This is a genomic window from Pseudomonas sp. Colony2 (assembly GCF_019382755.1).
Lineage (GTDB): Bacteria > Pseudomonadota > Gammaproteobacteria > Pseudomonadales > Pseudomonadaceae > Aquipseudomonas.
In genome coordinates this window covers 4,515,019-4,539,622 of record NZ_CP080030.1, presented here as the reverse complement: position 1 = coordinate 4,539,622, position 24,604 = coordinate 4,515,019, and the positions used below count along the sequence as shown (strand labels likewise).

25 protein-coding genes and 1 tRNA gene are annotated in these 24,604 nt (G+C 59.7%); 7 read left to right on the top strand and 19 right to left on the bottom strand.

What is annotated here, in order from left to right:
- Positions 1-77: 77 nt before the first annotated feature.
- The 7 genes from JV201_RS18105 to JV201_RS18075 all read right to left on the bottom strand — a co-directional run bounded on the left by JV201_RS18105 (position 78) and on the right by JV201_RS18075 (position 4,290).
- Complete coding sequence (locus JV201_RS18105; RefSeq protein WP_219405842.1) at positions 78-1,073, bottom strand: glutathione S-transferase family protein; 996 nt, start codon at positions 1,071-1,073, stop codon at positions 78-80.
- 88 nt (positions 1,074-1,161) lie between these two features.
- Positions 1,162-2,163, bottom strand: a complete 1,002-nt coding sequence (locus tag JV201_RS18100; RefSeq protein ID WP_219405840.1) for a glycosyl transferase family protein — start codon at positions 2,161-2,163, stop codon at positions 1,162-1,164.
- Positions 2,160-2,495, bottom strand: coding sequence for a TusE/DsrC/DsvC family sulfur relay protein (locus JV201_RS18095; protein ID WP_087693047.1), 336 nt, complete (start codon positions 2,493-2,495; stop codon positions 2,160-2,162). Before JV201_RS18095 ends, JV201_RS18100 begins: the two co-directional genes overlap by 4 nt.
- Complete coding sequence (gene tusB, locus JV201_RS18090) at positions 2,492-2,785, bottom strand: sulfurtransferase complex subunit TusB (protein ID WP_003219628.1); 294 nt, start codon at positions 2,783-2,785, stop codon at positions 2,492-2,494. The genes JV201_RS18095 and tusB overlap by 4 nt, the downstream gene beginning before the upstream one ends.
- Positions 2,785-3,135, bottom strand: coding sequence for a sulfurtransferase complex subunit TusC (gene tusC, locus JV201_RS18085; protein ID WP_087693046.1), 351 nt, complete (start codon positions 3,133-3,135; stop codon positions 2,785-2,787). The genes tusB and tusC overlap by 1 nt, the downstream gene beginning before the upstream one ends.
- A 1-nt stretch (position 3,136) precedes the next feature.
- Positions 3,137-3,529, bottom strand: coding sequence for a sulfurtransferase complex subunit TusD (gene tusD / locus JV201_RS18080; RefSeq protein ID WP_003219632.1), 393 nt, complete (start codon positions 3,527-3,529; stop codon positions 3,137-3,139).
- An 89-nt stretch (positions 3,530-3,618) separates the two neighbouring features.
- Entirely contained in the window at positions 3,619-4,290 is a 672-nt protein-coding gene (locus JV201_RS18075) for a Bax inhibitor-1/YccA family protein (RefSeq protein WP_003219636.1), read from the bottom strand.
- Between the two features lie 152 nt (positions 4,291-4,442).
- On the opposite strand from JV201_RS18075, the gene JV201_RS18070 reads away from it, so the two are divergent.
- Positions 4,443-4,533 (top strand) — tRNA-Ser (locus JV201_RS18070).
- A gap of 247 nt (positions 4,534-4,780) precedes the next feature.
- On the opposite strand, the gene JV201_RS18065 is transcribed toward JV201_RS18070, so the two are convergent.
- Positions 4,781-5,692 carry a bifunctional GNAT family N-acetyltransferase/nucleoside diphosphate kinase regulator gene (locus tag JV201_RS18065; RefSeq protein ID WP_008431545.1) on the bottom strand — a complete coding sequence of 304 codons (912 nt, stop codon included), beginning with the start codon at positions 5,690-5,692 and terminating at the stop codon, positions 4,781-4,783.
- Positions 5,693-6,054: 362 nt separating this feature from the next.
- Here JV201_RS18065 and JV201_RS18060 point away from each other — a divergent pair, with 362 nt between their 5' ends.
- Positions 6,055-6,513: an Hsp20 family protein gene (locus JV201_RS18060; RefSeq protein WP_003219642.1), complete on the top strand. Its 459-nt coding sequence runs from the start codon at positions 6,055-6,057 to the stop codon at positions 6,511-6,513.
- A gap of 127 nt (positions 6,514-6,640) precedes the next feature.
- Here the strand turns inward: JV201_RS18060 and JV201_RS18055 are convergent, their stop codons facing one another.
- From JV201_RS18055 to JV201_RS18040, 4 genes are all read right to left on the bottom strand, one after another.
- Positions 6,641-7,969 (bottom strand): OprD family porin, encoded by a 1,329-nt coding sequence (locus JV201_RS18055; protein ID WP_219405838.1) that lies wholly within the window; start codon positions 7,967-7,969, stop codon positions 6,641-6,643.
- Between the two features lie 230 nt (positions 7,970-8,199).
- Positions 8,200-8,457, bottom strand: coding sequence for a hypothetical protein (locus JV201_RS18050; RefSeq protein ID WP_008431541.1), 258 nt, complete (start codon positions 8,455-8,457; stop codon positions 8,200-8,202).
- Between the two features lie 40 nt (positions 8,458-8,497).
- Positions 8,498-9,490 carry a zinc-dependent alcohol dehydrogenase family protein gene (locus tag JV201_RS18045; RefSeq protein WP_219405837.1) on the bottom strand — a complete coding sequence of 331 codons (993 nt, stop codon included), beginning with the start codon at positions 9,488-9,490 and terminating at the stop codon, positions 8,498-8,500.
- A 62-nt stretch (positions 9,491-9,552) separates the two neighbouring features.
- Entirely contained in the window at positions 9,553-9,855 is a 303-nt protein-coding gene (locus tag JV201_RS18040) for a helix-turn-helix transcriptional regulator (RefSeq protein ID WP_003219649.1), read from the bottom strand.
- A gap of 598 nt (positions 9,856-10,453) precedes the next feature.
- Here JV201_RS18040 and JV201_RS18035 point away from each other — a divergent pair.
- Positions 10,454-10,651, top strand: a complete 198-nt coding sequence (locus tag JV201_RS18035) for a hypothetical protein (RefSeq protein ID WP_023658951.1) — start codon at positions 10,454-10,456, stop codon at positions 10,649-10,651.
- Positions 10,652-10,707: 56 nt separating this feature from the next.
- On the opposite strand, the gene JV201_RS18030 is transcribed toward JV201_RS18035, so the two are convergent.
- A complete protein-coding gene (locus tag JV201_RS18030) occupies positions 10,708-11,268 on the bottom strand; it encodes a fasciclin domain-containing protein (protein WP_003219652.1) in 561 nt (186 codons plus the stop codon).
- 191 nt (positions 11,269-11,459) lie between these two features.
- Between JV201_RS18030 and JV201_RS18025 the strand changes: the two genes are divergently transcribed.
- Positions 11,460-12,209 (top strand): hypothetical protein, encoded by a 750-nt coding sequence (locus JV201_RS18025; RefSeq protein ID WP_219405836.1) that lies wholly within the window; start codon positions 11,460-11,462, stop codon positions 12,207-12,209.
- A 15-nt stretch (positions 12,210-12,224) separates the two neighbouring features.
- Here JV201_RS18025 and JV201_RS18020 read toward each other — a convergent pair whose 3' ends face one another.
- Positions 12,225-13,487, bottom strand: coding sequence for an MFS transporter (locus tag JV201_RS18020; protein ID WP_219407200.1), 1,263 nt, complete (start codon positions 13,485-13,487; stop codon positions 12,225-12,227).
- 243 nt (positions 13,488-13,730) lie between these two features.
- Here JV201_RS18020 and JV201_RS18015 point away from each other — a divergent pair, with 243 nt between their 5' ends.
- On the top strand, positions 13,731-14,858 hold the full coding sequence (locus tag JV201_RS18015) for an MFS transporter (protein WP_219407199.1): 1,128 nt from the start codon (positions 13,731-13,733) through the stop codon (positions 14,856-14,858).
- A gap of 55 nt (positions 14,859-14,913) precedes the next feature.
- Positions 14,914-16,011 (top strand): LacI family DNA-binding transcriptional regulator, encoded by a 1,098-nt coding sequence (locus tag JV201_RS18010; RefSeq protein WP_008431528.1) that lies wholly within the window; start codon positions 14,914-14,916, stop codon positions 16,009-16,011.
- Positions 16,012-16,119: 108 nt separating this feature from the next.
- On the opposite strand, the gene JV201_RS18005 is transcribed toward JV201_RS18010, so the two are convergent.
- The 3 genes from JV201_RS18005 to JV201_RS17995 are packed head-to-tail and all read right to left on the bottom strand — an operon-like array spanning position 16,120 to position 20,251.
- Complete coding sequence (locus JV201_RS18005) at positions 16,120-17,730, bottom strand: GMC oxidoreductase (RefSeq protein ID WP_219405835.1); 1,611 nt, start codon at positions 17,728-17,730, stop codon at positions 16,120-16,122.
- Between the two features lie 17 nt (positions 17,731-17,747).
- Positions 17,748-19,535 (bottom strand): thiamine pyrophosphate-binding protein, encoded by a 1,788-nt coding sequence (locus JV201_RS18000; protein ID WP_219405834.1) that lies wholly within the window; start codon positions 19,533-19,535, stop codon positions 17,748-17,750.
- Positions 19,532-20,251: a ThuA domain-containing protein gene (locus JV201_RS17995; protein ID WP_032898774.1), complete on the bottom strand. Its 720-nt coding sequence runs from the start codon at positions 20,249-20,251 to the stop codon at positions 19,532-19,534. Before JV201_RS17995 ends, JV201_RS18000 begins: the two co-directional genes overlap by 4 nt.
- A gap of 288 nt (positions 20,252-20,539) precedes the next feature.
- Between JV201_RS17995 and hisD the strand changes: the two genes are divergently transcribed.
- Complete coding sequence (hisD, locus tag JV201_RS17990) at positions 20,540-21,823, top strand: histidinol dehydrogenase (RefSeq protein WP_219407198.1); 1,284 nt, start codon at positions 20,540-20,542, stop codon at positions 21,821-21,823.
- 907 nt (positions 21,824-22,730) lie between these two features.
- Here hisD and JV201_RS17985 read toward each other — a convergent pair.
- Both JV201_RS17985 and JV201_RS17980 read right to left on the bottom strand, forming a co-directional pair.
- Entirely contained in the window at positions 22,731-23,798 is a 1,068-nt protein-coding gene (locus tag JV201_RS17985; protein ID WP_008430152.1) for an ABC transporter ATP-binding protein, read from the bottom strand.
- A 5-nt stretch (positions 23,799-23,803) separates the two neighbouring features.
- Positions 23,804-24,595, bottom strand: coding sequence for an ABC transporter permease (locus JV201_RS17980; RefSeq protein WP_008430153.1), 792 nt, complete (start codon positions 24,593-24,595; stop codon positions 23,804-23,806).
- Positions 24,596-24,604 lie beyond the last annotated feature (9 nt).

Sequence of the window (24,604 nt, the reverse complement as noted above, 5' to 3'; positions counted from 1 at the left end):
TGGAGTGCGAAGCGCTCCCAGGATTTTGGGGCCGCTGCGTAGCCCAGCGGGAGCAAGCTCCCTCGCCACAGGGTTTGTCAGCTCAAGATGCCTTTTCCGCTCAGTCTCGCGCGGTCATGCTCTGCCTCAAACGTCTGCAACGGCCCCTTCGGCACAATCCCCGTCGGATTAATCGTGCGGTGACTGGCGTAGTAATGCCCCTTGATGTGAGCAAAATCCACCGTCTCGGCAATCCCCGGCCACTGATACAACTCCCTTAGCCAGTTCGACAGGTTCGGATAATCCGCAATCCGTCGCAGGTTGCATTTGAAGTGGCTGTAGTACACCGCATCAAACCGAATCGCCGTGGTGAAAAGCCTTACATCGGCTTCAGTCAGGTATTCTCCCGCCAGGTAACGATGCTCACCCAAGTGCTGCTCAAGGTGATCCAGTTCGGCAAACACATCATCAAATGCGGCCTCATAAGCCTTTTGTGACGTGGCAAAGCCTGCGCGGTACACACCGTTGTTCACGGCGGGATAGATTCGATCGTTCAGTGCATCAATGGTCGAGCGCTGGGCTTCGGGATAGAAATCCAGTTGATTGCCGGTCAGTTCATTAAACGCACTGTTGAACATGCGAATAATCTCCGCCGACTCATTGCTGACAATCCTCTTGCGCTTCTTGTCCCACAACACCGGCACCGTGACCCGCCCGGTGTAGCTGGCGGTGTCGGCGGTGTAGCGTTGGTGCATGAAGGTGAAGTCGTCAAGCTTGTCGCCGCTGGAGCCATGGGCCTTGTCGAAGGTCCAGCCGTTTTCCAGCATCAGCCAACTGACCACCGACACGTCGATCAGGCTTTCCAAGCCTTTGAGCTTGCGCAGGATCAATGTGCGGTGCGCCCAGGGGCAGGCGAGGGATACGTACAGATGGTAGCGACCGGCTTCAGCCGCGAAACCGCCTTCGCCGGTCGGGCCGGGTTCACTATCGGCGGTCACCCAGTTGCGGCGTTGCGCCTGCTCCCGTTGGAAGGCGCCGTCTGCGCTACTTTCGTACCACTGGTCATGCCAGTGTCCTTCGATCAGCAAACCCATGACTGACTCCTTGGCTAATAAGCGTTGGAGTGCAGTCTAAAGGTCTGAGTTCGAACAAAAAGCGCAAAGGCTGGGGGTTAATGATCGACTAAATCGATTTGTCCCGGGCATCCCAGTACTGCTGGGCCAGTTCGAACGCCTGTTCCCGCGGGTGGCCGAGGCCGCGCAAGGCCAGGGCCATGGTGGCGATCAGTGCCAGTTGCGGGTAGCTGTCCTGCACCTCACCGCGCCATAGCGCCTTCAAATGCTCGGGCTCCAGGGCCGCAGGCTTGACGTGGCGCTGGGCGGAGAGGGCGGGCCACTCTTCATCCCAGCTCTCGCCGCCGGTAGTGCCGTACAGGTGGCTGATGGTGTCCGGGTTGATCTCGATCTCGCCGCCGTCGCCCTTGACCACGATGGTGTTGTCGCCAAGCAGGCCGCTGGCATCGCGGTGTACGCCCTGGTAGCCCGGGTGGAAGATGCTTTGCAGGCCGCAGCGGGCGCTCAACGGGTTGAGGATGCGCGCCAGTGAATGGATCGGCGAGCGCAGGCCCAGGGTGTTGCGCAGGTCGATCATGCGCTGCAGTTGCGGCGCCCAGTCCCCCAGGGGAATAAACGCCAGGTTGCCCTGTTCAAGGGCCGCTTCCACCTGTTGCCAATTGCGGCACAACGGAATCTGCAAGCCATCCAGCAACTGCTCGGTGTAGAGCCGGCCTGCCGTATGCGCGCCGCCGCCGTGCATCAGGATACGCACGCCGTTCTGTGCCAGGCACTTGGCTGCCAGCAGGTACCACGGCAGGTGGCGTTTTTTACCGGCGTAGGTCGGCCAGTCGACATCCACATTGAGCGACGGTGCATTCAGGCGCTCGCGCACGGCTTCGGTGAAGCCTGCGAGTTCTTCCGGGCTTTCTTCCTTGTGCCGCAGCAGCATGAGGAAGGCGCCGAGCTGGGTGTCTTCGACCTTCTCGTCCAGCAGCATGCCCATGGCTTCCCGGGCTTCCTCACGGGTGAGGTTGCGGGCGCCGCGCTTGCCTTTGCCTAGGATGCGCACGAACGGCGCGAACGGATGTTCGGCAGGGGTTTCAGTGATCAACGGGGCAAAATCAGTCATAAGCAATTCGTCGGCCTGGGCAGGCCCGCCAGCTTGGCGGCGAGTTTGGCGGGAGTGCCTTTGAACAGTCGGTTGAGGTGCAGGCTGTTGCCCTTTTCCGGGCCCAGCTTCAAGGCGGTGTACTTGATCAGCGGGCGGGTGGCGGGCGACAGCTGGAATTCGTCGTAAAAGCCGCGCAGCAGTTCGAGGATTTCCCAGTGTTCCGGGGTCAGCTCCAGCGCTTCGGTAGTGGCGAGGGCGTTGGCCACGTCGCTGGACCACTCGGTCAGGTCGACGAGGTAGCCGTCCTTGTCCAGTTCGAGGGTGCGTTCACCTACGGTCAAAGTGTTCATAGCCAGGTGTTGACCTTGTCATAGTCGATCGACAGCTGGACGAACGCCGGGTAATCGACACTGCCGGCCCATTCAGGCACGGCGAGGTTACGCGCCTGGCTGTCTTCGGCCAGTACAAACACTTTCACGCCCCTGGCCTGCAGGGCCTGGCAAGGCGCGCTGGCGGGTTGCAGGGCGTAGGCGCCGTCGCCGCACAGCAGGATCGCATCCTGGGTGCCACAGAGGCGCAGGCAGCTGTCCAGCCGGCTGTCGGTAAAAGGCGAGTGGGATACCACATGCAAGGTCGACATCAGAGGGTAATCACCTGGTCGTAACGGTCAATCATCTGTGAAATTTGTTCACTGCTCAGCGGCTGTGCGTTGCCGGAGGTGGCCAGCCCGCGCACGGCGAGGCTATGGCTGCAGGCAAACACCTCTTCGACGCCAAATAATTCCAGGGCCTGGAGGTTGGCGCTCAGGTCTTTCTGTTGCACGGCCCTGGCGTCCTGGCTCGCGGCCAGTTGAAACACGCCGTCATCCAGAAACAACAGGCCAATCGGCAAATCAAACGCGCCGCCAGCCAATACGATATCCAGCGCTTCACGGGCGCTGGGGCCGGACCACGGCGCCTGTCGGCTGATCACCAGCAAGGATTTCGACATGTCACGGCCCTCCGAAGCAGATCAAGCGGTCAGCGGACTGGGCGGCGTCATGCAACTGCCCAAGCCCGGACAATGCCCAAGGCGCGTCCAGGTTCACCGCGCTGCGCTGATAACGGGTGGCCTCTTCGGCATTCAGCACGCCACGGCGCAGGGCCGCGGCGATGCACACCACGCCATCGAGTTGATGCTCGCTGACAAACTCGCGCCACTGACGGGCGATATCCTGCTCATCCTGCGGCGCAACAATGTTAGTGGACGCGCTGTAGACGCCATCCTGATAAAAAAACAGCCGCACAATCTCATGTCCACCCGCCAGCGCCGCCTGGGCGAACAGCAAGGCACGGCGCGAGGAGGGCGCATGGGCGGCGGAAAAAAGCGCAATCGCGAACTTCATGGAACACTCTGAAGGCAAAACCTGTGGCAATGATAAAGCCGCAGGCAACAAAAAGCCCGCCGAAGCGGGCTTTTTGCATGCGGCTGCGATCAGTCGTCGCGGCCCATGATGCCGAAGATCTGCAACAGGCTGATAAACAGGTTGTAGATCGATACATACAGGCTGATGGTGGCCATGATGTAGTTACGCTCGCCACCCTGGATGATTGCGCTGGTCTGGAACAGGATGCAGGCCGAGGAGAACAGCACGAAACCTGCGCTGATCGCCAGTTGCAGGCCGCTGATCTGGAAGAACATGCCTGCCAGTACCGCAGCCAGCAACACGAAGAAACCGGCGGTGATGAAACCACCCAGGAAGCTCATGTCCTTGCGGGAGATCAGCACGTAGGCCGACAGGCCGCCAAATACCAGGGCAGTCATGGCAAATGCCGAGCTGACCACTTCCGCGCCGCCGGCCATGCCGAGGTAGCGGTTAAGGATCGGGCCGAGGATAAAGCCCATGAAACCGGTCAGGGCAAACGCCGACACCAGGCCCCAGGCCGAGTCGCGCAGCTTGTTGGTCAGGAAGAACAGACCGTAGAAGCCGATCAGCACGACGAAGATATTCGGGTAGCCGACGCGCATTTGCTGGGCTACGAAGGCCATCACGCCGCTGAACGCGAGGGTGAGAGCGAGCAAGCCGTACGTATTGCGCAGGACGCGGCTAACTTCTAGCTGCTCAGCCTGCGCGTTTCCATTCACTGCGTAATTTTGTTCGCGCATGGCGACACTCCTTCAGTTTTGAAACATTCAGTCGCAAGGATCATAACAGACGCTCTGTAACAAGCTATGGCGAGAGTTTGACAGTGTGTTTCATTCGGGTATTATGGCGCCCGCTGAGGCAGGATGAGCTACGCTAATCCTGTGTTGCACAAGGGAAATTGGCAGAGTGGTTGAATGCACCGGTCTTGAAAACCGGCGGACGTTAATAGCGTCTCCAGGGTTCGAATCCCTGGTTTCCCGCCAAGATTGACTCAAGAGCCCCGCTATTGCGGGGCTTTTGCGTTTCTGGGGTTCAGGAATACACCTCTAATCGTTTCCGTATCATTTCAGGCAGTTTCCGCAACTCTGCAAAAAGTGGGCGTCAGCGGGTAGGTTTCACGATCTCACCCACGCGCCGATAACCGTCTCGGTTATCAGTTCACGCTGGAGAAGTCAGGCACCCAAGCCGGGCGCGCTGACTGGCGTGATTCGTTACTGAGAAAAGGCGCAATTACAGGTGGAAGTCGCCCGCAGCCTCCGGCTGGTAAAGCACTTTCTTGATCTCAATCCGGCGGGTCCGGTCAGCAATTCGCCAGTCGATGGCGTCTCCTTCCTGATAGCCAAGGATGGCGGTGCCTATGTCGGAATACACGGAATGCTTTGCTGCGTTGCTGTCCGCGTCTTCAGGGTAGACCAAGGCCACTTCGAACTCTTCATCGTCCAGTTGCAGCAAGGCCCTGGAGTTCATCGTGATGACATTGCACGCCACCTGCTGCGGCTTGACGACGATGGCCCGCTCAAGCTCATGTTCGAGTTCAACAACCGCCGGGCCTTGCTCGAACGCGATCAGATCCTCGAGCCTGGCCTTGTCGATTTCAGTGATGTAGATCCTGGTGGAGTCGCCACCGGCGCCTTCGCGCAAGAACTGGAAATAGCTCGCCGCCGTCATGGAAAATGACGTCAATGTCGGCGTTTCGCTCTCCAGCATAAAGCCGCTGCGCAGAAAGGCTTTCAGCGAGCGCGAGTTGTCCGGGTGAATCTTGGCGATGAGCTTCTCGGCCCGCATGTCGAGGAAGGCCAGTTTCATGCCTTCGCGGATCGTGCTGGCGCCCAGGTTCCGGCCCCATTTGTCGCTGTCTCCGATGACCAGGACAATCTCGCAATTTGAGCCGGTCTTGATGAGACGGACAAAGCCCACCGGAGCGTCATGCCGGTCATAGGCCATAAAGAATCTGCCGCCCTGGTTGAATAGATGAGTCAGGATCGGCAACTGAGTCCGATCAATGACTTGCTCAATGGAGCGGGAGACATGACGCGAATCGCTCAGGTAGCAGGTGATGCGTTCATCCTCTAACCAATCCACCAACGTCAGCGCGTGCGCCCGCGTAATTTCAGGGCACAGCGAAATGAAAGGCTTGTTCATCTTGACCACACTTATTTGTAAAGGATTGAAGCCCTTCATGGATATGTCATGGCGGTTCTTCGGCAACCGGATATTTTAAGACATGCCGCGAGTAATGGCGAACATGCCAGAGAGTTCCAAGAAGCCACCGCTTGCTGAACCCGACCCAGGCAAGCACTCAAGAGAAAGGTGGGCTGACTACGCATCGCAGCCTGAGGGCGGCCTGTCTATCCAACCGAGCAAGCCGTTCCCGGCTGGTACTCAAATGTAAAAATTTTTATCTGGCCTCTTGAAAATTTTCCCGGCGAACATAAATTTTTATCACGCGACGCCGAATGCGGGTCGCGCACTTAATCACTTGGATTTAATCAGGAGATTTTGAGATGGCTACTACCCTTTCCTTGGCCCCTTTGTTCCGTCAATCCGTGGGCTTCGATCGCTTCAATGACCTGTTCGAGTCGGCGCTTCGCAGCGAGGCTCCGAACACTTATCCGCCTCACAATGTGGAAAAGCACGGTGATGACGAATATCGCATTGTCATTGCTGTCGCTGGGCTTACTGAAGCGGATCTGGATATACAGGTCGAGAAGGGCGTTTTGACAGTCGTTGGCGACAAGCGCGAAACCGAGAAAGCAGTCACTTATCTGCACCAGGGCATCGCGCAACGAGCATTTCGGCTGTCGTTCCGGCTGGCAGATCATATCGAGGTGCGCGGTGCTTCGATGAACAACGGGCTGTTAAGCATCGACTTGCTGCGCGTGGTTCCTGAAGAGGCCAAGCCCAAGCGCATCACGATTGGTAGCGGGAAAGAGCCCGAACTGCGTCAGGTTAGTTTGCAATAAGTCAGCGGTAACAAAAAAGGCGCTCTTGGTAGCGCCTTTTTTTGTGTGTGGAATCAAAACGCCTACCGATCAATACCTGGCTACGCAGAGTACCCGGTAGATCCATCAACCGGGCATTCCCGCCTGTTTAGAAGATATTCAACGGGTACTCGGTAATCAGGCGTGTCTGCACCAGATGCCCCCCGGTGGACGCATCACCATCGTGCCAGGCTTCCCTCAGGCGGAAGGACAGCTTCTTGGCCGGGCCACTCTGCACGACGTATTTCACTTCGGCGTCGGTTTCGTGTTCCTGGTCGTTGGCGCCATAGAACCCGGTGTAGGCCGAATTGCCGGGGGTATGCGTACCGTCGATGCCAGCACCGCGAATATGGCGGGCCATGAAGCTCAGGCCGGGGGCGCCAAAGGCTCCCATGTCCAGGTCATAGCGCATCTGCCAGGACCGCTCGCCCGGGCCGTTGAAGTCGGAGTATTGCACCGAGTCAGCCAGGTTGATCGAGTTGCCGTAGCGCCCGGCACCGACGCCGGCATTGGTCTCCCCAAAGCCGACGTAGTCGAACGGCTCGTCACCATGCACTTTCTGCCCGGCCAGGGTGAAGGTCTGTGCACCCAGGGTGTAGGCAGCCGCCAGCGAGGCTGCGGTGGTGTCGATGGTCCCGGCCTTGGCGCTTCCGTCGTCCAGTGTGCGATAGAGGTTGAAGTCCAGCGCGACGGATTGGTCATCGGTCAGTGGATGAACAAGGTTCAGGTTGACGTAGTACTGATTCCACACGTCTTCCAGGTGTGCTCCGTACAGCGACGCGGTGAATTCCTTGCTGAACTGGTATTTGCCCCCCGCGAAGCTGGCCGACGACGCTTCCACGCCTGCATAGCTGGCGAGAATGTCGCCGCTGCGCGAGGTGGTGGTGGTACCGGTGCCGGAGGTGTAATGGCCGGCCTCCAGGTTCAGGCCGGTGATTTCATGGCTGTCGATCTGGAAGCCTGTTGCGGTCTGTGGCATCAGGTAGTTATCGGCGGTGGCGAACACCGGCGACGTAGGCTGCAGGTCGCCGACCTTGAGCGTGGTACTGGAAATACGGAACTTGACGTCACCACCGGCCTTCGCGAAGCCATGATCCGGATTGCCATTGGCGTCGGACGGTATGTTCGGGCCACCGGCGCGGTCGGTGTCCCCGTCGATGCGCAACGCCAGGTCGGCAAACGCATCAATGCCGATGCCAATGGTGCCTTGAGTGAAGCCCGAGCTGTAGGTCGCCATCAGCGCCTGGCTCCAGTCACGGGTGTGGGCGCCGTTGCCGTTCTGGTTCCAGAACAGGTTGCGGTTGAGGATATTCAAGCTGCTGTCGGCGACAAAGCCCTTGGAGTCGGACTGATCGCTGGCATAGCTCATGGCCGGCAAGGCAAATGCCAGCGCCACGGCCAAGGTATTGAGCTGAAGTAACGGTTGACGTTTTTTCATTATATTTTGCTCCTGTGCACGAGTTCGTGTGGGAGCATTAAGGCGACAGCCCAGGCCATCAACAAATGAAACTGGATGAAGGTTTTGATATCCCTTTTACCAAATTCCAGGCAAAGAAAAGCCCGCGATGGGGAGTGCGGGCTTAAAGGTGTTCACTTAGGAGCTGGAGTGACGATAAGCGCTCGAGTGTGAAAGGGATGTGAAAGGTTGTTGGGTGCGTAGCGTATTTATCACGAGTGATCCTCTCCTCGCACAATCCTTCCGGCCTTCACCTCATCCGCGTACCCGCTGAGCTTTTCCTGCTGAGCCGCGAGCAGTGCACCCATCTTCATCAGAGCGACTGCTTCGTCGGGTGATTTGGCGACCCCGGCGATAGTGGCCAGCTCATTGACCGACCAGGCGATAACGGCCGTCGCATCTTCGAGGTCGTAGAACAGTTCCTGCTGTGCGGTCCTTGGGCCGTCGAGCCTTTCCATCAGTTCTGCCATTTACCCGTGCTCTCCAAAAAAGTGGTTCAGTGCGATCAGCTCAAGCACCGTTGCGCCAATCCTCCTGTAAGCCGGCGGACACGGCAATCGCGATTTTCCCTTGAATGCCGTTGTTGGGGCTTTCCAGGCGGGAATGGGCGAGCGGGATGTCAGCAAGGGAATAGACCGCGCCGACGTATGGCCGCAGTTGACCGTTTGCTATCAGTGCGCTCATTTCATCCAGCTTGCCGCGGTTCTGTCGTGTGAAGACGAAGTGATAACTCGCGTTCCTGCCCCAGGCCTGGACGAGGTTCTGGGGGTGCGCCGTGTCCACAATCGTGACCACGCGACCCAGTTGCGCAAGCGCGTCCGGGCTACGGGACAATGTGGTGCCGCCGATGGTATCGAACACCACATCAACGCCACGGCCACCCGTTTCCCGCAGGATGGCGTCGACGTAATCTTCCTTTTCGTAGTCGATGATTACGTCCGCACCCAGGCTTCGCGCGAACTCGACATTGACGTCGCGTACGGTGGTGAACACCTGGGCGCCAATGGCTTTCGCCAGTTGGATCGCCACATGGCCGACGCCGCCCGCGCCGCCGTGCACCAGGATGCTTTCTCCCACCCTGAGGGCTGCACGCACCACCAGCGCTTCCCAGGCGGTGCCGCCGACCAGGCTCAGGCTTGCCGCTTCAAGGTGACTCAGGGCAGGGGGCTTCTTCCCGATAATGCCTTCGGCCGCCACGTGGTATTCGGCATAGCTGCCGGGTCCGTCAAATATTTGCGGGGTGTACCAGACTTCGTCGCCTGGCGCGAAGGACGTAACCCCCGGCCCGACTTCCTCAACGACCCCCGATACGTCATGCCCGGTAATCGCCGGTAGCGGCACAAGGTCAGCGTAGTCGCCACGTCGGACCTGGTAATCCAGCGGGTTGATGGAGGTTGCGTGTACGCGGACCAGGACTTGCCCCGTGTGCGGAACGGGCTTGGGAGCGTCGCGAAGTTCGAATGATTCCGGGCCGCCAAATGACTTGAGTATCAACGCCTTCATTGCATTTCCTTGTTTCGACAAAAAGGGATATCGCGAAATCTCGATATTCTGTGGTAAAAAAACTACAAATCTTTCCCTATGATCTCGGCAAGCCTGCGGATGGTGGCTTCATTGCGCTTGTAGTAAGTCCACTGGCCGATGCGCCTGACTTCGACCAGGCCCACCCGTTGCAGCGTTGCCAGGTAACCGGACACCGTCGACTGCGAGAGCCCGATGCCTTCCTGAATACTGCTGACGCACACGCCCACCGTGTGAACGTCCCCTTCATCTTGTGCAGGGAAGTTCTTCTCGGGGTCTTTCAAACCTTTCAGGATTTCGAGGCGTGTCTGGTTTGAGAGGGCTTTGAATATTTCGAGTAAGTCCATGGCGCGATCATATCGAGAATTACCGATATGTCAATGTGTGTCAGATATAAAGGGTAGTCAGTTTCAGGCCTCACCGTAGGCGGCGACCAAGCACCTGTCGCGCTGCGGGCCTCTGAGCTATAACAGTGTAAAAGCACAAAAAACAAACGTGTTTCCGGGCTGTTTTCAGGAGAGAACTCATGAGTGCCATGGACGCGGGGCAAGTGGTGCCTGGCTACGTAACCTTCGTCGGGCGTGAGGCATCGTGGGCCGGACGCCAGTTCATGAGCTTCAGCTATAGCGTCAATGGGCAGCACTTTCACAAGTCTCTCAACGAGACGGTTGACGCTTGGTCAACGACGGTGCTTCGTAAAGCTTCGAATGGTTTGCGAGTGGGAGACCCGGTGTCTGTCTGGTGTTCTCTCACCGACCCGGAGGTGTGTTGCATTGGCGAAAAACCAGCAGAGAAACCCGCGATCCTGCGGTGGATAGAGTCTCTCGGAGCGTTAGGGCCGTTATGAAATTGATCCCCACCGTTCGTCCATCGTCCGGCACTCGCGACACCGCACCGTTTCTCATGTTCAAGCACGGACATCCCGCGCTAGAACGGAGAGCCAGCATGGAAATTAACGAGAAGGCCCCTGGGAATGTATCCCAGCAAGGCGTAACGCGCGGTACAGATAATGAAACCGGGCATGATCCTCGGCGCGATCAACCTGAAGCGCCTCTACCACCGGACGATGATGCCCCTCTGGAAGAGGATATGTCGGATGTGGATGCGGCTGATTCTGTCGCGAGTGAACACCCCGACAACTGAAGCATCCGAATCAGCCCGACGCACACTGCGTCGGGCTTTTCGGTGTCAAGCGACGATTACGGCATCAGCACCGAATCAACCACATGAATCACGCCATTGGACTGCATCACATCCGCAATGCTGATGCTGGCCTTGCCACCCTTGGCATCCACCACCCACAATTTGCCGTCATGCAGCTTGATCGTCAGCGACTCACCCTGCACGGTTTTCAACATCACGGTACCGCCGTTCTTCTTGGCGTCGGCCATCAGTTGTGCAGAGGTATGAGTGCCAGCCACCACGTGATAGGTCAGGATTTTTGTGAGATCGGCTTTGTGCTCAGGTTTCACAAGCGTATCCACGGTGCCTGCGGGGAGCTTGGCGAAAGCTTCGTTGGTCGGTGCGAATACGGTGAACGGGCCTTTGCTGTTAAGGGTATCCACCAGTCCGGCTGCCTTGACCGCAGCAACCAGAGTGGTGTGGTCCTTTGAGTTGACTGCGTTTTCGACGATGGTTTTCGTCGGATACATCGCCGCGCCGCCCACCATTACGGTGTCGGCGGCAAAACTTAGGGATGTGGTGACGGAGAGGATCGTAAAGCAGGCAACGGCAGCAATTTTTTTGTAGATGGCGTGCATGATGTATCTCCTTGGTGCTTGTGCCCTCCGGGTGAGGGTATTGAATCTACGTACCAAGGATCAAAGTGGATGCACCTCTGGAAAAATTATTGGTTTGCCGCCCTCACTGCACTTTTTCCCGTTCTTCCGATCTATCTCTGTCCCGACCACACTAATTTCCGGCGTGGACAGCAGACCCAGACCTGGTGCCGATGGATCGCACGTTACCTGTTTTTATCACCCGATGGATGCGTCAGCCGCTGTGGCTGGCTGCGGTTTTGATGCTTTGCGCCAACGGTTGCAGCCAGCAGCAGGGGCGCGATATTGCCACGCAGTTCAGCAACGGCAAGCCCGATGAATTCTTCCAGACCAGCGTTGATCGCATGGCCACCCTGAGCATGCGCGACAACCTGCAAAGCCTGTATCTGCTGATGAGCAAGCTCTACCTGCGCAACCCCAACCAGTGGCGTCAATCGGGTTACACCGACGCGGTGACCGCCGCCCGGCAAATCCGCCAGGCCATCGAACTTCGCCAACCGCTACCTGCCCTGGGGGATCGTCGCGACCTGGCGGCGCTGAGCTATTCCCTGAGCCCGGAGTTTCGCGGCGACCGGGTGGGCGCCTTCATCTACGCGATCGGCAGCATGCTGGTGACGGCACACGGCGGGCGCACCGAGTTTTATATAACGGACTCGATCAACCCGCAGTTCGTCAGCAATGCCGCGCGCAATATCGAGAAGGCCACCTGGCTGCTCAGTCAGCGCCAGGATGCCAATGGCTCGCTGTTGCTGTTCTCCAACGAGATCTCGGAGGCGGGCAGCAACCTCAGCTTTGCCGTGGAGTTCGGCAAGATCGTCGCGCGCCTCGACCTGTTGACCCAGATGCAAGACGAACGCTACCGGCGCATCGGGCTCAACTACGCGCAAAGCTTGCTGCTGATGAATTTCCTGCCGGTGCAGTGACGATGCGGGCCTCCCTCACCCCTCGGTTTGCGCTTCGCCGCGGGCAACGGTTTTCTTCGGCGCGCGCATCAGCAGTGGGCCGAACGTCGCGAGCAAACCGAGCATCACCAGCGGGAAGAACATCAGCTTGCTCAGGCCGAAGTTGCTGACGATGACGGTGATGACGGCGGGGCCCACCAGCATCCCGGAAAATCCGATGCAGTTGACGATGCCGATATTGCGCCCGGCATGTGCCGGGTCCCGGCGCCCGGCGGCGGAGATCATCAACGGTGCGATGCACGAAAGGCCGAGGCCAAACAGCGCGAAGCCGACAACGCCGGTCACGGCCGTACCGCCCAATATCGTGGTGATCATGCCGAGGACGCACAACGTACCGCATCCAAACACCACCTGCGCATTACCGAACGCAGCGGCCAGGCGGTCGCCAAAAAGACGCCCCACGAATGACGCACCGACGAACAGTGAGACCGCCATGCCTGCGGTCGAGGTGGTGGTCGCGAACTCCCGGCGAATGTATTCCTGGCCCCAGTCGGCAATTGCGTTTTCGCCCATCATGCTGCCCAGCAGCAAGGTGCCGAGAGCGATCATCACCAGCAGCGTCTTGGCCGAAGGGCCCTTGCCGGTTTCGTCCCGGGACTGGGTGCCGGCTTGCCAGTCGTCGAGCTGGGCGTCGGGCACATCATGCTTGCCCAGCAACCATCGGCTGAACACACAGCCCAGAATGAACATCGCCAGGCCCAGTACGGTGTAAGGCACCAGCACGCTGTCGGTGTAGAACCGGGTCAGCCAACTGCATGCCATGCCCAGCAGGAAGCCGCCCAGGGAATAGAAGGCATGGAAGCCGGACATGATCGAGCGTCGATAAAACCGTTCAACCTGCACGCCGTGGGCATTCAAGGCGGTATCCAGGGCGCCGCGCAACAGCCCCAGCACAGAGCCGAAACACAGCGCAAACCAGAAACCGTTGACGAAGCCCAGCGGGGTAATCGAAAGGGGATAGGCGAGGGCGCCAAGGGTAATTACCGGCTTGGCGCCGAAGGTGTCCAGCAGCCGCCCGACCAGCAGCGCACCGGCTGCGGAACCGACACCGACCCCGAGGGCAATCAGGCCGAAACTCGAGTCCCCGAGTTCTCCCGTCAGGCCAAGCTGGGTCCTGAACACGCTTACACCGGTGGACCAGATGTACATCATGGCGCCGATCATCATGAAGCCGAGAAAGGTGGCGATACGTGCCTTGCGAATACGCGGGGGGATCGGGGTTTTCTGGAAAGTGCTTATCACGCTGCATGGTCCCTTTTGTTTTTGTGGGGTGGTTATGCAATTTTGGGTTATACGAATAACCTTGCGGAAGTAAAACCTGCACCCTGTGGGCTGTCAATGCTTTATCAATCCAGAATATGTAACAGTAACAAGGCAGTGGCTGGCGCTTGAGTTTTAAGTTATACGTATAACTCCAACTGTTCAGGTATTGGGGTTTCCGTGTCGTCTCAAGAGTTGTTATTGCCGTGCTCCACGCCGCATATGTCGGCCTACCGCTTGACGTTTCTGCTGTCCGGCCTGTGCATGGGCGCCTGGGCGCCGCTGGTTCCCTATGCGCGCAGCCGGGCCGGGGTGGACGACGGCGCATTGGGCATCCTGTTGCTGTGCCTGGGCCTCGGCTCACTGGTGATGATGCCGCTGGCGGGCATCCTGAACGCCCGCAAAGGTTGCCGCTTTACCATGCACATCGGCATCGCCCTGGTGTTTCTGACGCTGCCTCTGCTGGCGACCACACATTCATTCTTGGGCTTGATGTTTGCCCTGACCGTGTTCGGTGCAGGGTGCGGCGCAGTGGATGTGACGATGAACGTACAGGGCGTGATGGTTGAGCGTGCGACCGGGCGGTCCTTGATGTCGGGTTTTCATGGCTTGTTCAGCCTGGGCACGATTGTCAGTGCGGCGGGGATCACCGCGCTGCTCTGGCTGGGCGCCACGCCGTTGCTGGCCAGCAGCGCGGTGATGGCGGCACTGGCTGCGTTTGTCCTGAGTTACGGGCGCCAGATGCTCGGGCGCAGCGGCGAAGAGGGCAGCCCGATCTTTGTGCGGCCCACGCCTAAAGTCCTGGTGCTGGGGGTGCTGTGCCTGTTCGCGTTTCTGGCCGAAGGTGCGATTCTCGACTGGAGCGCGGTGTTCCTGACCCAGGTGCGTGATGTCGAGCCTTCCATTGCAGGCCTGGGCTACGCCTGCTTCGCCGTGATGATGGCGTTGGGGCGCTTGAGTGGCGACCGGATTCTGCTCAGGCTCGGCGCCCGGCTAGTACTGGTGGGCGGTGGCCTGATTGTAATCCTGGGCTTTCTCACGGTGGTGCTCGCGACGAACTGGCAGGTGAACCTGGTGGGGTTTGCGGTCATCGGCATCGGTTTGGCCAATATCGCGCCGGTGTACCTGTCGCTGGCGGGCGCGCAAAAGACCATGCCGGGGGAACTGGCGATTGCCGCTGCCACCAGCCTCGGTTATCTGGGTATCCTGATGGGCCCGGCGGTGATCGGCTTGTTCGCCCACGCGACGAATCTATCCTGGGCGCTGCTGGCGGTTGCCTCGCTGATGGTCGCAATCATGTTCAGTGCCACACGACTGGTTCCGAAGGTTTCCCCTCAACGGGTACACTGAGCGCCTGTTTTTTCATGACCTCGCATGAGGTTTCAAAAGGATTGGGAAGCAAGCGATGGCCGTTTCAATGAAAGACGTAGCACTGGCGGCAGGGGTGTCCCAGCCTGCGGTGTCTTACGCCTACAACCGACCTTCCAAACTGTCCCCGGCCCAGCGCGAGCATATCCTCGAGGTGGCCGCTTCATTGGGCTACCCGGGCCCCAATGTGCTGGGCCGCAGCCTGCGCTCGGGCAAGATCGGCGCCATCGGGTTGATGATGATGGACAAGTTGTCCCTGGCCTTTGCCGACCCGTGCACCATCGCCATGCTGCGCGGCATCAGTGAAGTGGGCGAGTTGGAAAATGTCGCACTGACACTGTTTCCGCTCAACAACAACCGCCTGGTGGGCCGGGGCCCGGCGGCGAGCCACGGCAGCCTGGCCCTGCGCGGGCTGGTGGATGGCCTGATTATCTCGACCCTGCCCGATGATCACCCGGCGGTGCTGGCGGTGGTGAAGCACAGTATTCCGTTCGTGGTGATCGACTCGCCGCTGGTCGAGAATTCGTTTTTTGTCGGCATCGACGATCGCGGTGCGGCTCGCACGCAAATGCAGCATCTGCTGGACCTGGGCCACCGCAAGATCGGCGTCATCATTGACCGCCTCAACCCGGATGGTTACCGCGGCCCGATTGACCTGCAACGCTTCAAAAGTGCCAGTGAGCGGATTGTCCGCGAACGCCTCACCGGTTACGTGGAGGCGGCCACCGCCGCGGGCCTGGCGTTTGAAGACCTGAGCGTGATCGAGGCCGGTGGGCTGGATTCCACGTCCGGCCAGGCCGCAGCGTTCACATTGCTGACCTCCAACGACGTCACGGCAGTGGTGGCGTGCTCGGATGTGATGGCGATTGCCTGCATGAAAACCGCCCACGCCCTCAGTCGCCAAGTGCCGCAGACGCTTTCGGTGATCGGCTTCGACGATATTCCCGAGGCGGTGCAGCTCGGGTTGACCACCATTGCCCAACCCATGGTGGAGAAGGGCGTGTACGCCGCACGCATGCTGACCGAGCAATTGAATGCCCCGGCTGATGCGCCGCTGGCGCCCGAGCAAAAGATTTTCGCCACCAAGCTGGTGGTGCGTACCTCGACCCGCAGTATCCAGCAGGCAGACGCCTGATCCCGTTGGTAAGGGATCGCTGTAGGAGCTGGCTTGCCTGCGATGGCATCGACTCAATACCACTGACAGACCGAGTCGACTGCATCGCAGGCAAGCCAGCTCCCACCTTTACCTGGGCTGCCCCTTGAAGTGTGCCGCTACTCTGAGGGCATTCGCCGCGATGGTCAGTGCCGGATTAACCGCCGCCGACGACGGGAAGAACGAGCTGTCCACCACCCATACATTCTCCAGGTCATGCAGCTTGCAGTTCAGGTCCAGCACGCTGGTGGTTGGGTCCTTGCCCATCACGGCAGTGCCGCACTGGTGGGAGTTCGTCGCGATGCCCATGCGCGCCTTGAGGATCAGCGGATACCCTGCATCACGCATGGTTTGGGTGGCCTTGCTCACCAGTCCTTCATGGGCCTTGAGGTTGTTCGGCGTCCAGTGAACCTTGATCGCACCGCGCTGTGTGTCGTAGGTGACGCGGTTGTCCTGGGTCGGCAGATCTTCCGAGGTCAGGTACAGGTCTACGCTGTGGTCAGTGATATAGCGTGAAGCGAATTTCGGCAGCCAGGGCCGCATGGCACTGATCATCGGCTCGCGGATTTTCCCCAGCATCTGCACGTTACCCAAGGGGAATGCGTTGTGCGGGCTGGCGCTGTACCAGTCGTTGATGGCCAGGGTTTTCTGGAAGTTCACGTTGTTCTTGCGTCGCGGGTCCACCGCCAGCATGAAGGTGCTGTTGTGCACCATGTAGTTACGCCCCAACTGCCCAGAGCTATTGCCCAGGCCATGAGGATGTTGAGCGTTCGCAGACTTGAACAGCAATGCCGCGCTGTTGACTGCGCCGCACGCCAGCACGAAGCGTTTGGCACGCAGTGTCACCTCGCGTCCATCGAACAGACCCCGCGCTTGAGTCACGGTTTTGCCATCGTTATCGGTGTTCAGCTGCCTGATCGTGGTGCGAGTCATCAGCCGAATGCTGCCACTGCGCAGGGCGGGCCTGAGCGCAGAAACTTCAGCGTCGGCCTTGGCCTCCACCAGGCACGGATAGCCATCGCAGGTAGAGCACAATACGCAATCGCCGCCATCGCCATAGTCCACCGCCGCCGGCATCACGAACGGCTTGAGTCCGGCACGCTGCATGCTTTGTTCCAGCGCAACCAGGGCCGGGTCGTGCTTGAGTGCCGGTTGCGGGAAGGGTCCTGAACGCCAGGGTTCGCTTGGGTCAATGCCGGCCTGGCCATGCACGCGGTAGAGCTTTTCCGCTTCGGCGTACCAGGGTTCAAACTCGGCGTAGCTGACGGGCCACGCAGGCGACACGCCCTCGGCATGCTGGATCTCGCCAAAGTCCGCCTCGCGAAACCGTGGCAGCATGGCGCCGTAGAATTTGGTGTTGCCGCCGACGTAATAAAACACCCCCGGCGAAAATGCTTGGTTGGCCTGGTCCAGCCACGGTTCGGCATTGCGATAGCGTCCTTGGCCGAACACCGCTTCAGCGCTCCAGTTCTGGATTTCCCGGGGCAGGAAATCCCCTCGTTCGACGATCACAATATCCAGCCCGCTGTCACGCAGGGCATGGGCGAAGGTCGAACCGCCCATGCCCGAGCCGATAATCACCACGTCACAGTTGATCGTGCCATCTGCATCAGGTGTCACCACGTCGAGGGCGCGCGGTTCGCGCGGCGCCCCCGGTTGTGGATTCAGCTCTGCATGATGCGAAATCAATGCATCACTCATGTGAGCCGCTCCGGCATTTACAGGTGTTGTTCGGAATTACGGATTTGCCAGTACTCATCCTGGCGTTCGTCGGTGATGTATTCCGGAATCGGGAAGTCCCACCAGCCGGGCACCCAAGGGCCAGCCGCATCGCGGTCGGTGGGTACTTCGATCAGCACCGGCACATTCAAATCCAGCGCTTCCTGCAGGATAGGCTCAAGGTCTTCCGGGCGCTCCACACGGTAGGATTTGAGGCCGAAGGCTTCGCCCACCGCCTTGAAGTCCGGGCTGTAGGGCGTGCCGTCCGGGTGGTTGAACTCAGTGCCGATATGGCGGCTGGTCTGCTTGCGCTGGCCACCGCGAATCGACATGTAGCCGGCGTTGTTCTGGATCAGGAACACCACAGGGATATTGTTGGTCACGCAGATCGCAATTTCCTGGGAGGTCATCAGGAAATCGCCATCCCCGAGGATGCACACCACCGGCTGGTCAGGCGCCGCCAGCTTCGCACCGATGGCCGCAGGTACGGCCCAGCCCATGGACGAGAAGCCGCCGGAGGTCAGGTGGGTACGTGGCGTATAGACCGGGAAGGTCTGCTTGACCGCGCCCTGGGTGTTGCCCGAGCCAACCACCACGATGGTGTCCCGCGGGAACACTTTGCGCAGCGCGCCGAGGGGGCGTTGCGAGGTGAACGGAAAGCGAACGGAGTCACGACGGCCCGCCAGTTTGGTTTCCCATTCTTCCTGATAACCGCGCAGGTCGCTCAGGTACTCTTCGCGCTCAACCGTCTCGCCTTTCAGGCTTTCGACAATGGCGGCGAGGGCGTATTTGGCGTCGGCACAAATGCCCACGGTCACCGGGTAGTTCTTGCCGATTTCATGCGGGTCGATGTCGATGTGGATCAGCTTCGACGGCGGAATCGCGAAGGTCACGCCCTTGGCGTAGCTGGACGACGACCAGTCGGTGAAACGGCAGCCCACGGCGATGATCACGTCTGCGGTGGACGCGACTTTATTGCCGCACAGGGTGCCGGTCTGGCCGACACTGCCGGCGAACAACGGGTGATCTTCCGGGAAGCCGCTCTTGCCGTTCCAGGTGGTGACCACCGGGATCTTCCAGGCTTCGGCCAGGGCGAACAATTCCGCGCTCGCTTCGCCGGTAATCACGCCGCCGCCGATCACCAGCACCGGGCGCTTGCTCAGTTTCAGCTCTTCCACTGCGCGAGCGGTGGCTGCCGGGTCCGGGAAGCATTTGCCGATCGGGGTGCGCTCTTCGAGGGCATGCAGGGTCACTTCAGCGGCCTCGGCCTGCACATCCATCGGGATTTCCAGGTGCACCGGCCCCGGGCGTCCGGTGACCATTGCGCTCCAGGCGCGGTGCATCATGAACGGCAACTCTTCAACACGGGTCGCCACCCAATGACGCTTGGTCACGGCCTCGGCGATTTTCGGGAAGTCGTTGTCGGTGTAGCGCTCCAGCTCCTGCAGCAAGCCATGGCCACGCATGTGGGTGGGTGGCCCGCCGGTGATCAGCATCAGGCTGGTGGAGTCGGTAAACGCGGTGGCCATGCCGATCACCGTGTTGGCGGCGCCGGCACCGATGGACGTCACTGCCGCCATCGGCTTGCCGCTCACCCGGTAGTAACCGTCGGCGAGATGCACCGCGCTCTGCTCATGGAACACCTGGATGAACTTGAGCTTGGAGTCTTCTTCGAGGAAGGCGTCGGTCAGGGTCCAGATACCGTGGCCGGGAATACCGGCGACATATTCGACGCCATAGTTTTTCAGGGTTTGAGCCACGATCTGGCTGCCGGTCAATTTAGTCATGACAGGACTCCTTGGGTTGATGAAACGGAGGGGGTTGCCTCGGCGGTACTGGCTGCACGCCCGCGTGTCGCCCAGTTCAGGCCTTGCTTGGTCAGGCGGCGGATATTCGGGTCGGCGAGGTTGCTGGTGTCGTGCCCGATGGAGTGATAGAACACCCGCCCCTGGCCCCACTGGCGCACCCACGCCACCGGGCTGCGATGGCCGTTGAGCCAGGGGAAGGGGTTGCCGTCGAAGGTGGTTTCAGCCAGCACATGAATGTTCGGGTCGACCTGCATGTAGTACTGCTCGGACCGTACCTCGAAATCCTCGACGCCCTGGGTCACCTCGTGGCTGTGGTCGATGACGTTGACCTGGTACGGGTGGGGAAAGCCTTCGCCCATCGGGTGTTCGAGGAATGAGCCGCCGAGCACCCAGTGATATTTGAGGCTGGCGCGAAACGCCGCGCCTGCGCCGTGCCAACCCACCAGGCCGGTGCCGCTTTCGATCGCTTCCAGCAGGCGGTTTTCCTGGGACGCGGTGAGCGTCTCGGTAGTGACGGCGTTGTTCCAGCCGATCACGATCAGGTCATAACCGGTCAAGTCCCTGTCCAGTGTGAAGATGTCGGTGGACTCTTCGACCTCGAAATCCAGTTCCTGGAAAACGGTGCGCGCCCATGCCGCAATTTCGTAGGGGAAATGGCCGGGCCAGCCACCGAATAGATACAAGACTCGACTCACGGTTGATCACCTCTTTACGTTGGGTGTGATTGTTAGGTTATACGTATAACCGCTTATTTAACCTATCACTCCGAATCCCTAAGTCAATGGGGCTTACATGTTTTTCATCGGGGGTTATACGAATAACTTCAGCAGCCCGCCGCAGTGCTTCAACACTGCGTCTGTGTTGCGTCAGGTTGCGTCACCAATAGGGAGGCTGCGAAATTGCCCGGGGCATGGGGGTAGGAAAAGATGGTTGCCAATGCCGGGGGCATGTCGCGTGCCCTCAAGAACCACCTGGAGCCACTGATGATTCGTTACCTGAAAACGCCTAAACCGGTCGAAGCCCAAGCCGAGATTGCCGCCCAAGTCCGCGATACCGTTGAGCGCATCATCGCCAACGTCGCCCGTAACGGCGATGCGGCCGTACGTGAGTATTCGAAGCAGTTTGATCAGTGGTCGCCTGTATCTTTCCGGCTGAGCGACGAAGAAATTGCCGACTGCGTGGCGAGCCTGTCCGAGCAGGAAATCGGCGATATCACCTTTGCCCAGGCCCAGGTCCGGCGCTTCGCCGAGGTGCAAAAAGCCTCGATGCACGATGTGGAAGTCGAGACCTTGCCTGGCGTGATCCTTGGGCATCGCAATATTCCGGTGAACTCGGTGGCTTGCTACATTCCGGGCGGCAAGTACCCGTTGCTGGCGTCGGCGCATATGAGCGTGCTGACGGCCAAGGTGGCCGGGGTGAAGCGCGTTGTTGCGGCCGCGCCGCCGTTTGATGGCAAGCCTCATCCGGCCATTGTGACGGCGATGTATTTGGCGGGTGCCGATGAGATCTATTGCGTGGGCGGGGTGCAGGCGATTGCTGCGTTTGCGTTGGGCACCGATACGTTCAAGCCGGTGGATATGATCGTTGGGCCGGGTAATGCGTATGTGGCCGAGGCCAAGCGTCAGTTGTTCGGCAAGATTGGTATCGACTTGATTGCCGGGCCTACAGAGACACTGGTGATTGCTGATGACAGCAGCGATGTTGAAATCATCGCTGCCGATTTGTTGGGGCAGGCAGAGCATGGGGTTAATTCGCCTGCGGTGTTTTTGACGAACAGTGCGGAGTTGGCGCAAACCCTGCCGGCGGAGATCGAGCGGCAGTTGGCGATCCTGTCCACCGCACCGGTTGCTTCTGTCGCCTGGCGCGACTATGGCGAAATCATCCTGTGCGACAGCGTCGACGAGCTGGTGCAGGAAGCCGATCGCATCGCCTCCGAGCACGTGCAGGTGATGACCCGCGATCCGTTGTATTTCCTGGAGCACATGACCAATTACGGCGCGTTGTTCCTTGGTGAGCGCACCAACGTTTCCTATGGCGATAAGGTGATTGGGACCAACCACACATTGCCTACCACCGGGACTGCGCGGTACACCGGCGGGCTGTGGGTCGGCAAGTTCATCAAGACGTGCACGTATCAGCGGGTGCTGACGGATGAGGCTTCGGTGTTGGTAGGGGAATACTGCTCGCGGCTTTGCGGGATGGAAGGGTTTGCGGGGCACAAGGAGCAGGCGGATATTCGGATTCGTCGTTACAAGAAGCACGGTTGAGGGTACATATCCGTTGTTTGGGTAACGGCGACTATTGGTTCCGCTCTTACAGCGGCTCACTTTTGAAAAGCGCAAAAGTAAGCAAAACGCTCTTGCCCCACCACTCGGCTCCTCGCTTAGGCTCGGAGTGCCCTCACTCCGGCTTTGGACCGTGGGCCGCCGTCATGGGCCATCCTTGGCCCAGGACGGCTAACCCGGCGTCCTGCCGGGTTACCCACGCTCCAAAGCCTGCGTTCGGCCAGCGTGGTTTAACGGGGCGCCCAAGATCAAAAGCAGATCAACAGCACAGCGGCCTACCGGCCGGCTTGAGTGTTTAGAAGCAAAATCAAAAGCTAAAGCGGGCACGGTCCACTGTAGGAGCTGGCTTGCCGGCGATAGCATCAACTGGGTGTGTCTGATGCACCGAGGTGTCTGCATCGCCGGCAAGCCAGCTCCTACAGAAAAGCAGCTCTGCTTTCGCTCTGGATCTTGCCTTTGCTTTTAACACTCAGGTCGGCTCTCAGGCCGCCGTGCTTTTGATCTTCATCTTGATCTGACTGCCCCAATAAGCCCGAGGCCGAACGCAGGTATTGCGCAGCGGGTAAACCGGCAGGACGCCGGTTTAGCCGCGCCGGGCCATGGATGGCCCGCTTCGCGGCAGCCCGCTTCGCGGTGCCGGAGTGAGGGAACGCCGAGCCTAGGCGAGGCGCCGACAGGCGGGGCAGAGCCCTAATGAGATGGTCAGCCCGGCACGGGCCCCCGGTAAATCTAGACTTACCGGAGGGCCCACTTCCCGCTCAATAAAACCGACCATTACTCTCTTCCCCCCGGGCAAAAAAAACGCCAGACCAGCCTCCCGTGAAAGAGCGCATGATCCAGCGTAAAAATGAACCTCGGCTGCTTCAGCCAGGCCCCATGTTCGACCCCTTCAGACCGGAATCACCACAAAGCTTTCCGGTTTGCAGGTCAACGCCACATTCGTACCCGGCGGCAGTGCGTGGCTGCCGGGAGTCGGCAGTTGCTGGCATTTGAGATCGAGCGTGCCACCGGCCACCTCCACGCGGTAGATCACCCGATTACCGATAAACGAAGTGTCCTTGACCTTCCCGGCAAACGCACCGTCGGCCAGTGCGGCGCCCAGAGCCGGCTCAAGGCCGATGGTTTCAGGCCGGATCGACACATTCACCGGCCCTGCACCCACGCCGCTTTTAGCCGTATGGGCATAACGCCCAAACGGCAACTCGACCACGCCACCCAGCCCATACGTGCCGTTGACGATATTGGTATCGCCGAAAAACCTGGCGGCAAACAACGTGCGCGGCGACCAATACATCTCCTGCGGCCCGCCGATCTGCTCGATGCCACCCTTGTTCAGCAATACCACACGGTCCGACAAGATCATCGCTTCGTCCTGGTCGTGAGTCACATACACAAACGTGGTGGAAGTCTCTTCGTGGATGCGCTTGATCTCGTTAAGCATGTGATGGCGAATCTTCAGGTCCAGGGCCGCCAGCGGCTCGTCCAGCAGCAACACCGCCGGGCGATTCACCAGTGCGCGGGCCAGGGCCACACGTTGCGCCTGCCCGCCACTGAGCTCGGAGATCCAGCGGCTCTTGAAGCTTTCCAGTTGCACCAGTTCCAGCGCCTTGTTCACTTCACGCTTGATCTCATCCTTGGGCTTCTTCTTCAAACGCAACCCGAAGGCAACGTTGTCGAACACGTCCAGGTGCGGGAACAGCGCGTACTTCTGGAACACCATATTCACCGGGCGGTGTTCAGGCGCCAGGGCGGTGGAGTCCTTGCCGTCGATCACCACTTTGCCGGTGGTGGGCTCTTCGAAGCCGGCAATGATCCGCATCAGGGTGGTCTTGCCGCAGCCACTGGGGCCGAGCAGGGTCAGGATCTCGTTGCGTTTTACCGTGAGGTCGACTTTGCCCAGGGCAGTGAGGTTGCCGTAGCTCTTGGAAATCCCGGTCAGTTCAATACTGTTGGTCATGGTGATTACTCTGCAGTTTCAGCACGTTCAAGTTCGAGGCGGCGACGACGCAAGGTCATGACCAGGCCGGCAATGGCGATGATGGCGATGGTCACCACCAGCATGAATACCGAGGCGGCATTGATGGTGGGGCTGACGGCGCGGCGCATCATCGAAAGAATCATGAGGGGCAGCGTGGTGTCGCTGCCGGTGACGAACACGGTGATCAGGAATTCATCCATCGACAGCGCCACCGCGAGGATCGCGGCGCCGGCGATGGTTGGCCCGATGATCGGCAGCGTCACCAGCCAGAACGCTTTGAGGGGCGAGGCGCCGAGGTCACGCGCGGCCTCCTCGAACGACAGGTCGAAATACTCCAGCCGTGAGCGCACCGACTCCACGAAGAACGGAAAGGTGAACAGGGTGTGGCCGATGATCACCGTCAGCAGCGAGCGGGGCAGGCCGACCAGTGAGAAGAAAATCACCAGTGCAATCCCCAAAAACAAACCGGGCAAGGCGATGGGGGCGAAGTTCATGAACGCGAACACCGCTTTTACCCGGCCTTTCATGCGCATCAGCGCCAGGGCCGAGAACGTGCCCAGCAGCGTGGTGAGAATCGCCGAACCGGCGGCGACGATCGCACTGTTGGTCAGGGCTGTCATGAAGTCCGAACTGCTGAACAGCGCCTCGTACCAGCGCGTGGAAAAACCCTCGAACGGGAACGACAGCGAGGCGGACGAGTGAAAGCTGAACAGCGCGATAATCGCGATGGGCGCGTAGAGGAACAACATGTAGACGTAAGTGAATAACCGGATCATGGCGAGTTA

Excerpts from the sequence above, each read along its gene's own strand:
- JV201_RS18105 (WP_219405842.1), bottom strand. The coding sequence starts at position 1,073 with ATGGGTTTGCTGATCGAAGGACACTGGCATGACCAGTGGTACGAAAGT.
- JV201_RS18100 (WP_219405840.1), bottom strand. The coding sequence starts at position 2,163 with ATGACTGATTTTGCCCCGTTGATCACTGAAACCCCTGCCGAACATCCG.
- JV201_RS18095 (WP_087693047.1), bottom strand. The coding sequence starts at position 2,495 with ATGAACACTTTGACCGTAGGTGAACGCACCCTCGAACTGGACAAGGAC.
- tusB (WP_003219628.1), bottom strand. The coding sequence starts at position 2,785 with ATGTCGACCTTGCATGTGGTATCCCACTCGCCTTTTACCGACAGCCGG.
- tusC (WP_087693046.1), bottom strand. The coding sequence starts at position 3,135 with ATGTCGAAATCCTTGCTGGTGATCAGCCGACAGGCGCCGTGGTCCGGC.
- tusD (WP_003219632.1), bottom strand. The coding sequence starts at position 3,529 with ATGAAGTTCGCGATTGCGCTTTTTTCCGCCGCCCATGCGCCCTCCTCG.
- JV201_RS18075 (WP_003219636.1), bottom strand. The coding sequence starts at position 4,290 with ATGCGCGAACAAAATTACGCAGTGAATGGAAACGCGCAGGCTGAGCAG.
- JV201_RS18065 (WP_008431545.1), bottom strand. The coding sequence starts at position 5,692 with ATGAACAAGCCTTTCATTTCGCTGTGCCCTGAAATTACGCGGGCGCAC.
- JV201_RS18060 (WP_003219642.1), top strand. The coding sequence starts at position 6,055 with ATGGCTACTACCCTTTCCTTGGCCCCTTTGTTCCGTCAATCCGTGGGC.
- JV201_RS18055 (WP_219405838.1), bottom strand. The coding sequence starts at position 7,969 with ATGAAAAAACGTCAACCGTTACTTCAGCTCAATACCTTGGCCGTGGCG.
- JV201_RS18050 (WP_008431541.1), bottom strand. The coding sequence starts at position 8,457 with ATGGCAGAACTGATGGAAAGGCTCGACGGCCCAAGGACCGCACAGCAG.
- JV201_RS18045 (WP_219405837.1), bottom strand. The coding sequence starts at position 9,490 with ATGAAGGCGTTGATACTCAAGTCATTTGGCGGCCCGGAATCATTCGAA.
- JV201_RS18040 (WP_003219649.1), bottom strand. The coding sequence starts at position 9,855 with ATGGACTTACTCGAAATATTCAAAGCCCTCTCAAACCAGACACGCCTC.
- JV201_RS18035 (WP_023658951.1), top strand. The coding sequence starts at position 10,454 with ATGGAAATTAACGAGAAGGCCCCTGGGAATGTATCCCAGCAAGGCGTA.
- JV201_RS18030 (WP_003219652.1), bottom strand. The coding sequence starts at position 11,268 with ATGCACGCCATCTACAAAAAAATTGCTGCCGTTGCCTGCTTTACGATC.
- JV201_RS18025 (WP_219405836.1), top strand. The coding sequence starts at position 11,460 with ATGGATCGCACGTTACCTGTTTTTATCACCCGATGGATGCGTCAGCCG.
- JV201_RS18015 (WP_219407199.1), top strand. The coding sequence starts at position 13,731 with ATGTCGGCCTACCGCTTGACGTTTCTGCTGTCCGGCCTGTGCATGGGC.
- JV201_RS18010 (WP_008431528.1), top strand. The coding sequence starts at position 14,914 with ATGGCCGTTTCAATGAAAGACGTAGCACTGGCGGCAGGGGTGTCCCAG.
- JV201_RS18005 (WP_219405835.1), bottom strand. The coding sequence starts at position 17,730 with ATGAGTGATGCATTGATTTCGCATCATGCAGAGCTGAATCCACAACCG.
- JV201_RS18000 (WP_219405834.1), bottom strand. The coding sequence starts at position 19,535 with ATGACTAAATTGACCGGCAGCCAGATCGTGGCTCAAACCCTGAAAAAC.
- hisD (WP_219407198.1), top strand. The coding sequence starts at position 20,540 with ATGATTCGTTACCTGAAAACGCCTAAACCGGTCGAAGCCCAAGCCGAG.
- JV201_RS17985 (WP_008430152.1), bottom strand. The coding sequence starts at position 23,798 with ATGACCAACAGTATTGAACTGACCGGGATTTCCAAGAGCTACGGCAAC.
- JV201_RS17980 (WP_008430153.1), bottom strand. The coding sequence starts at position 24,595 with ATGATCCGGTTATTCACTTACGTCTACATGTTGTTCCTCTACGCGCCC.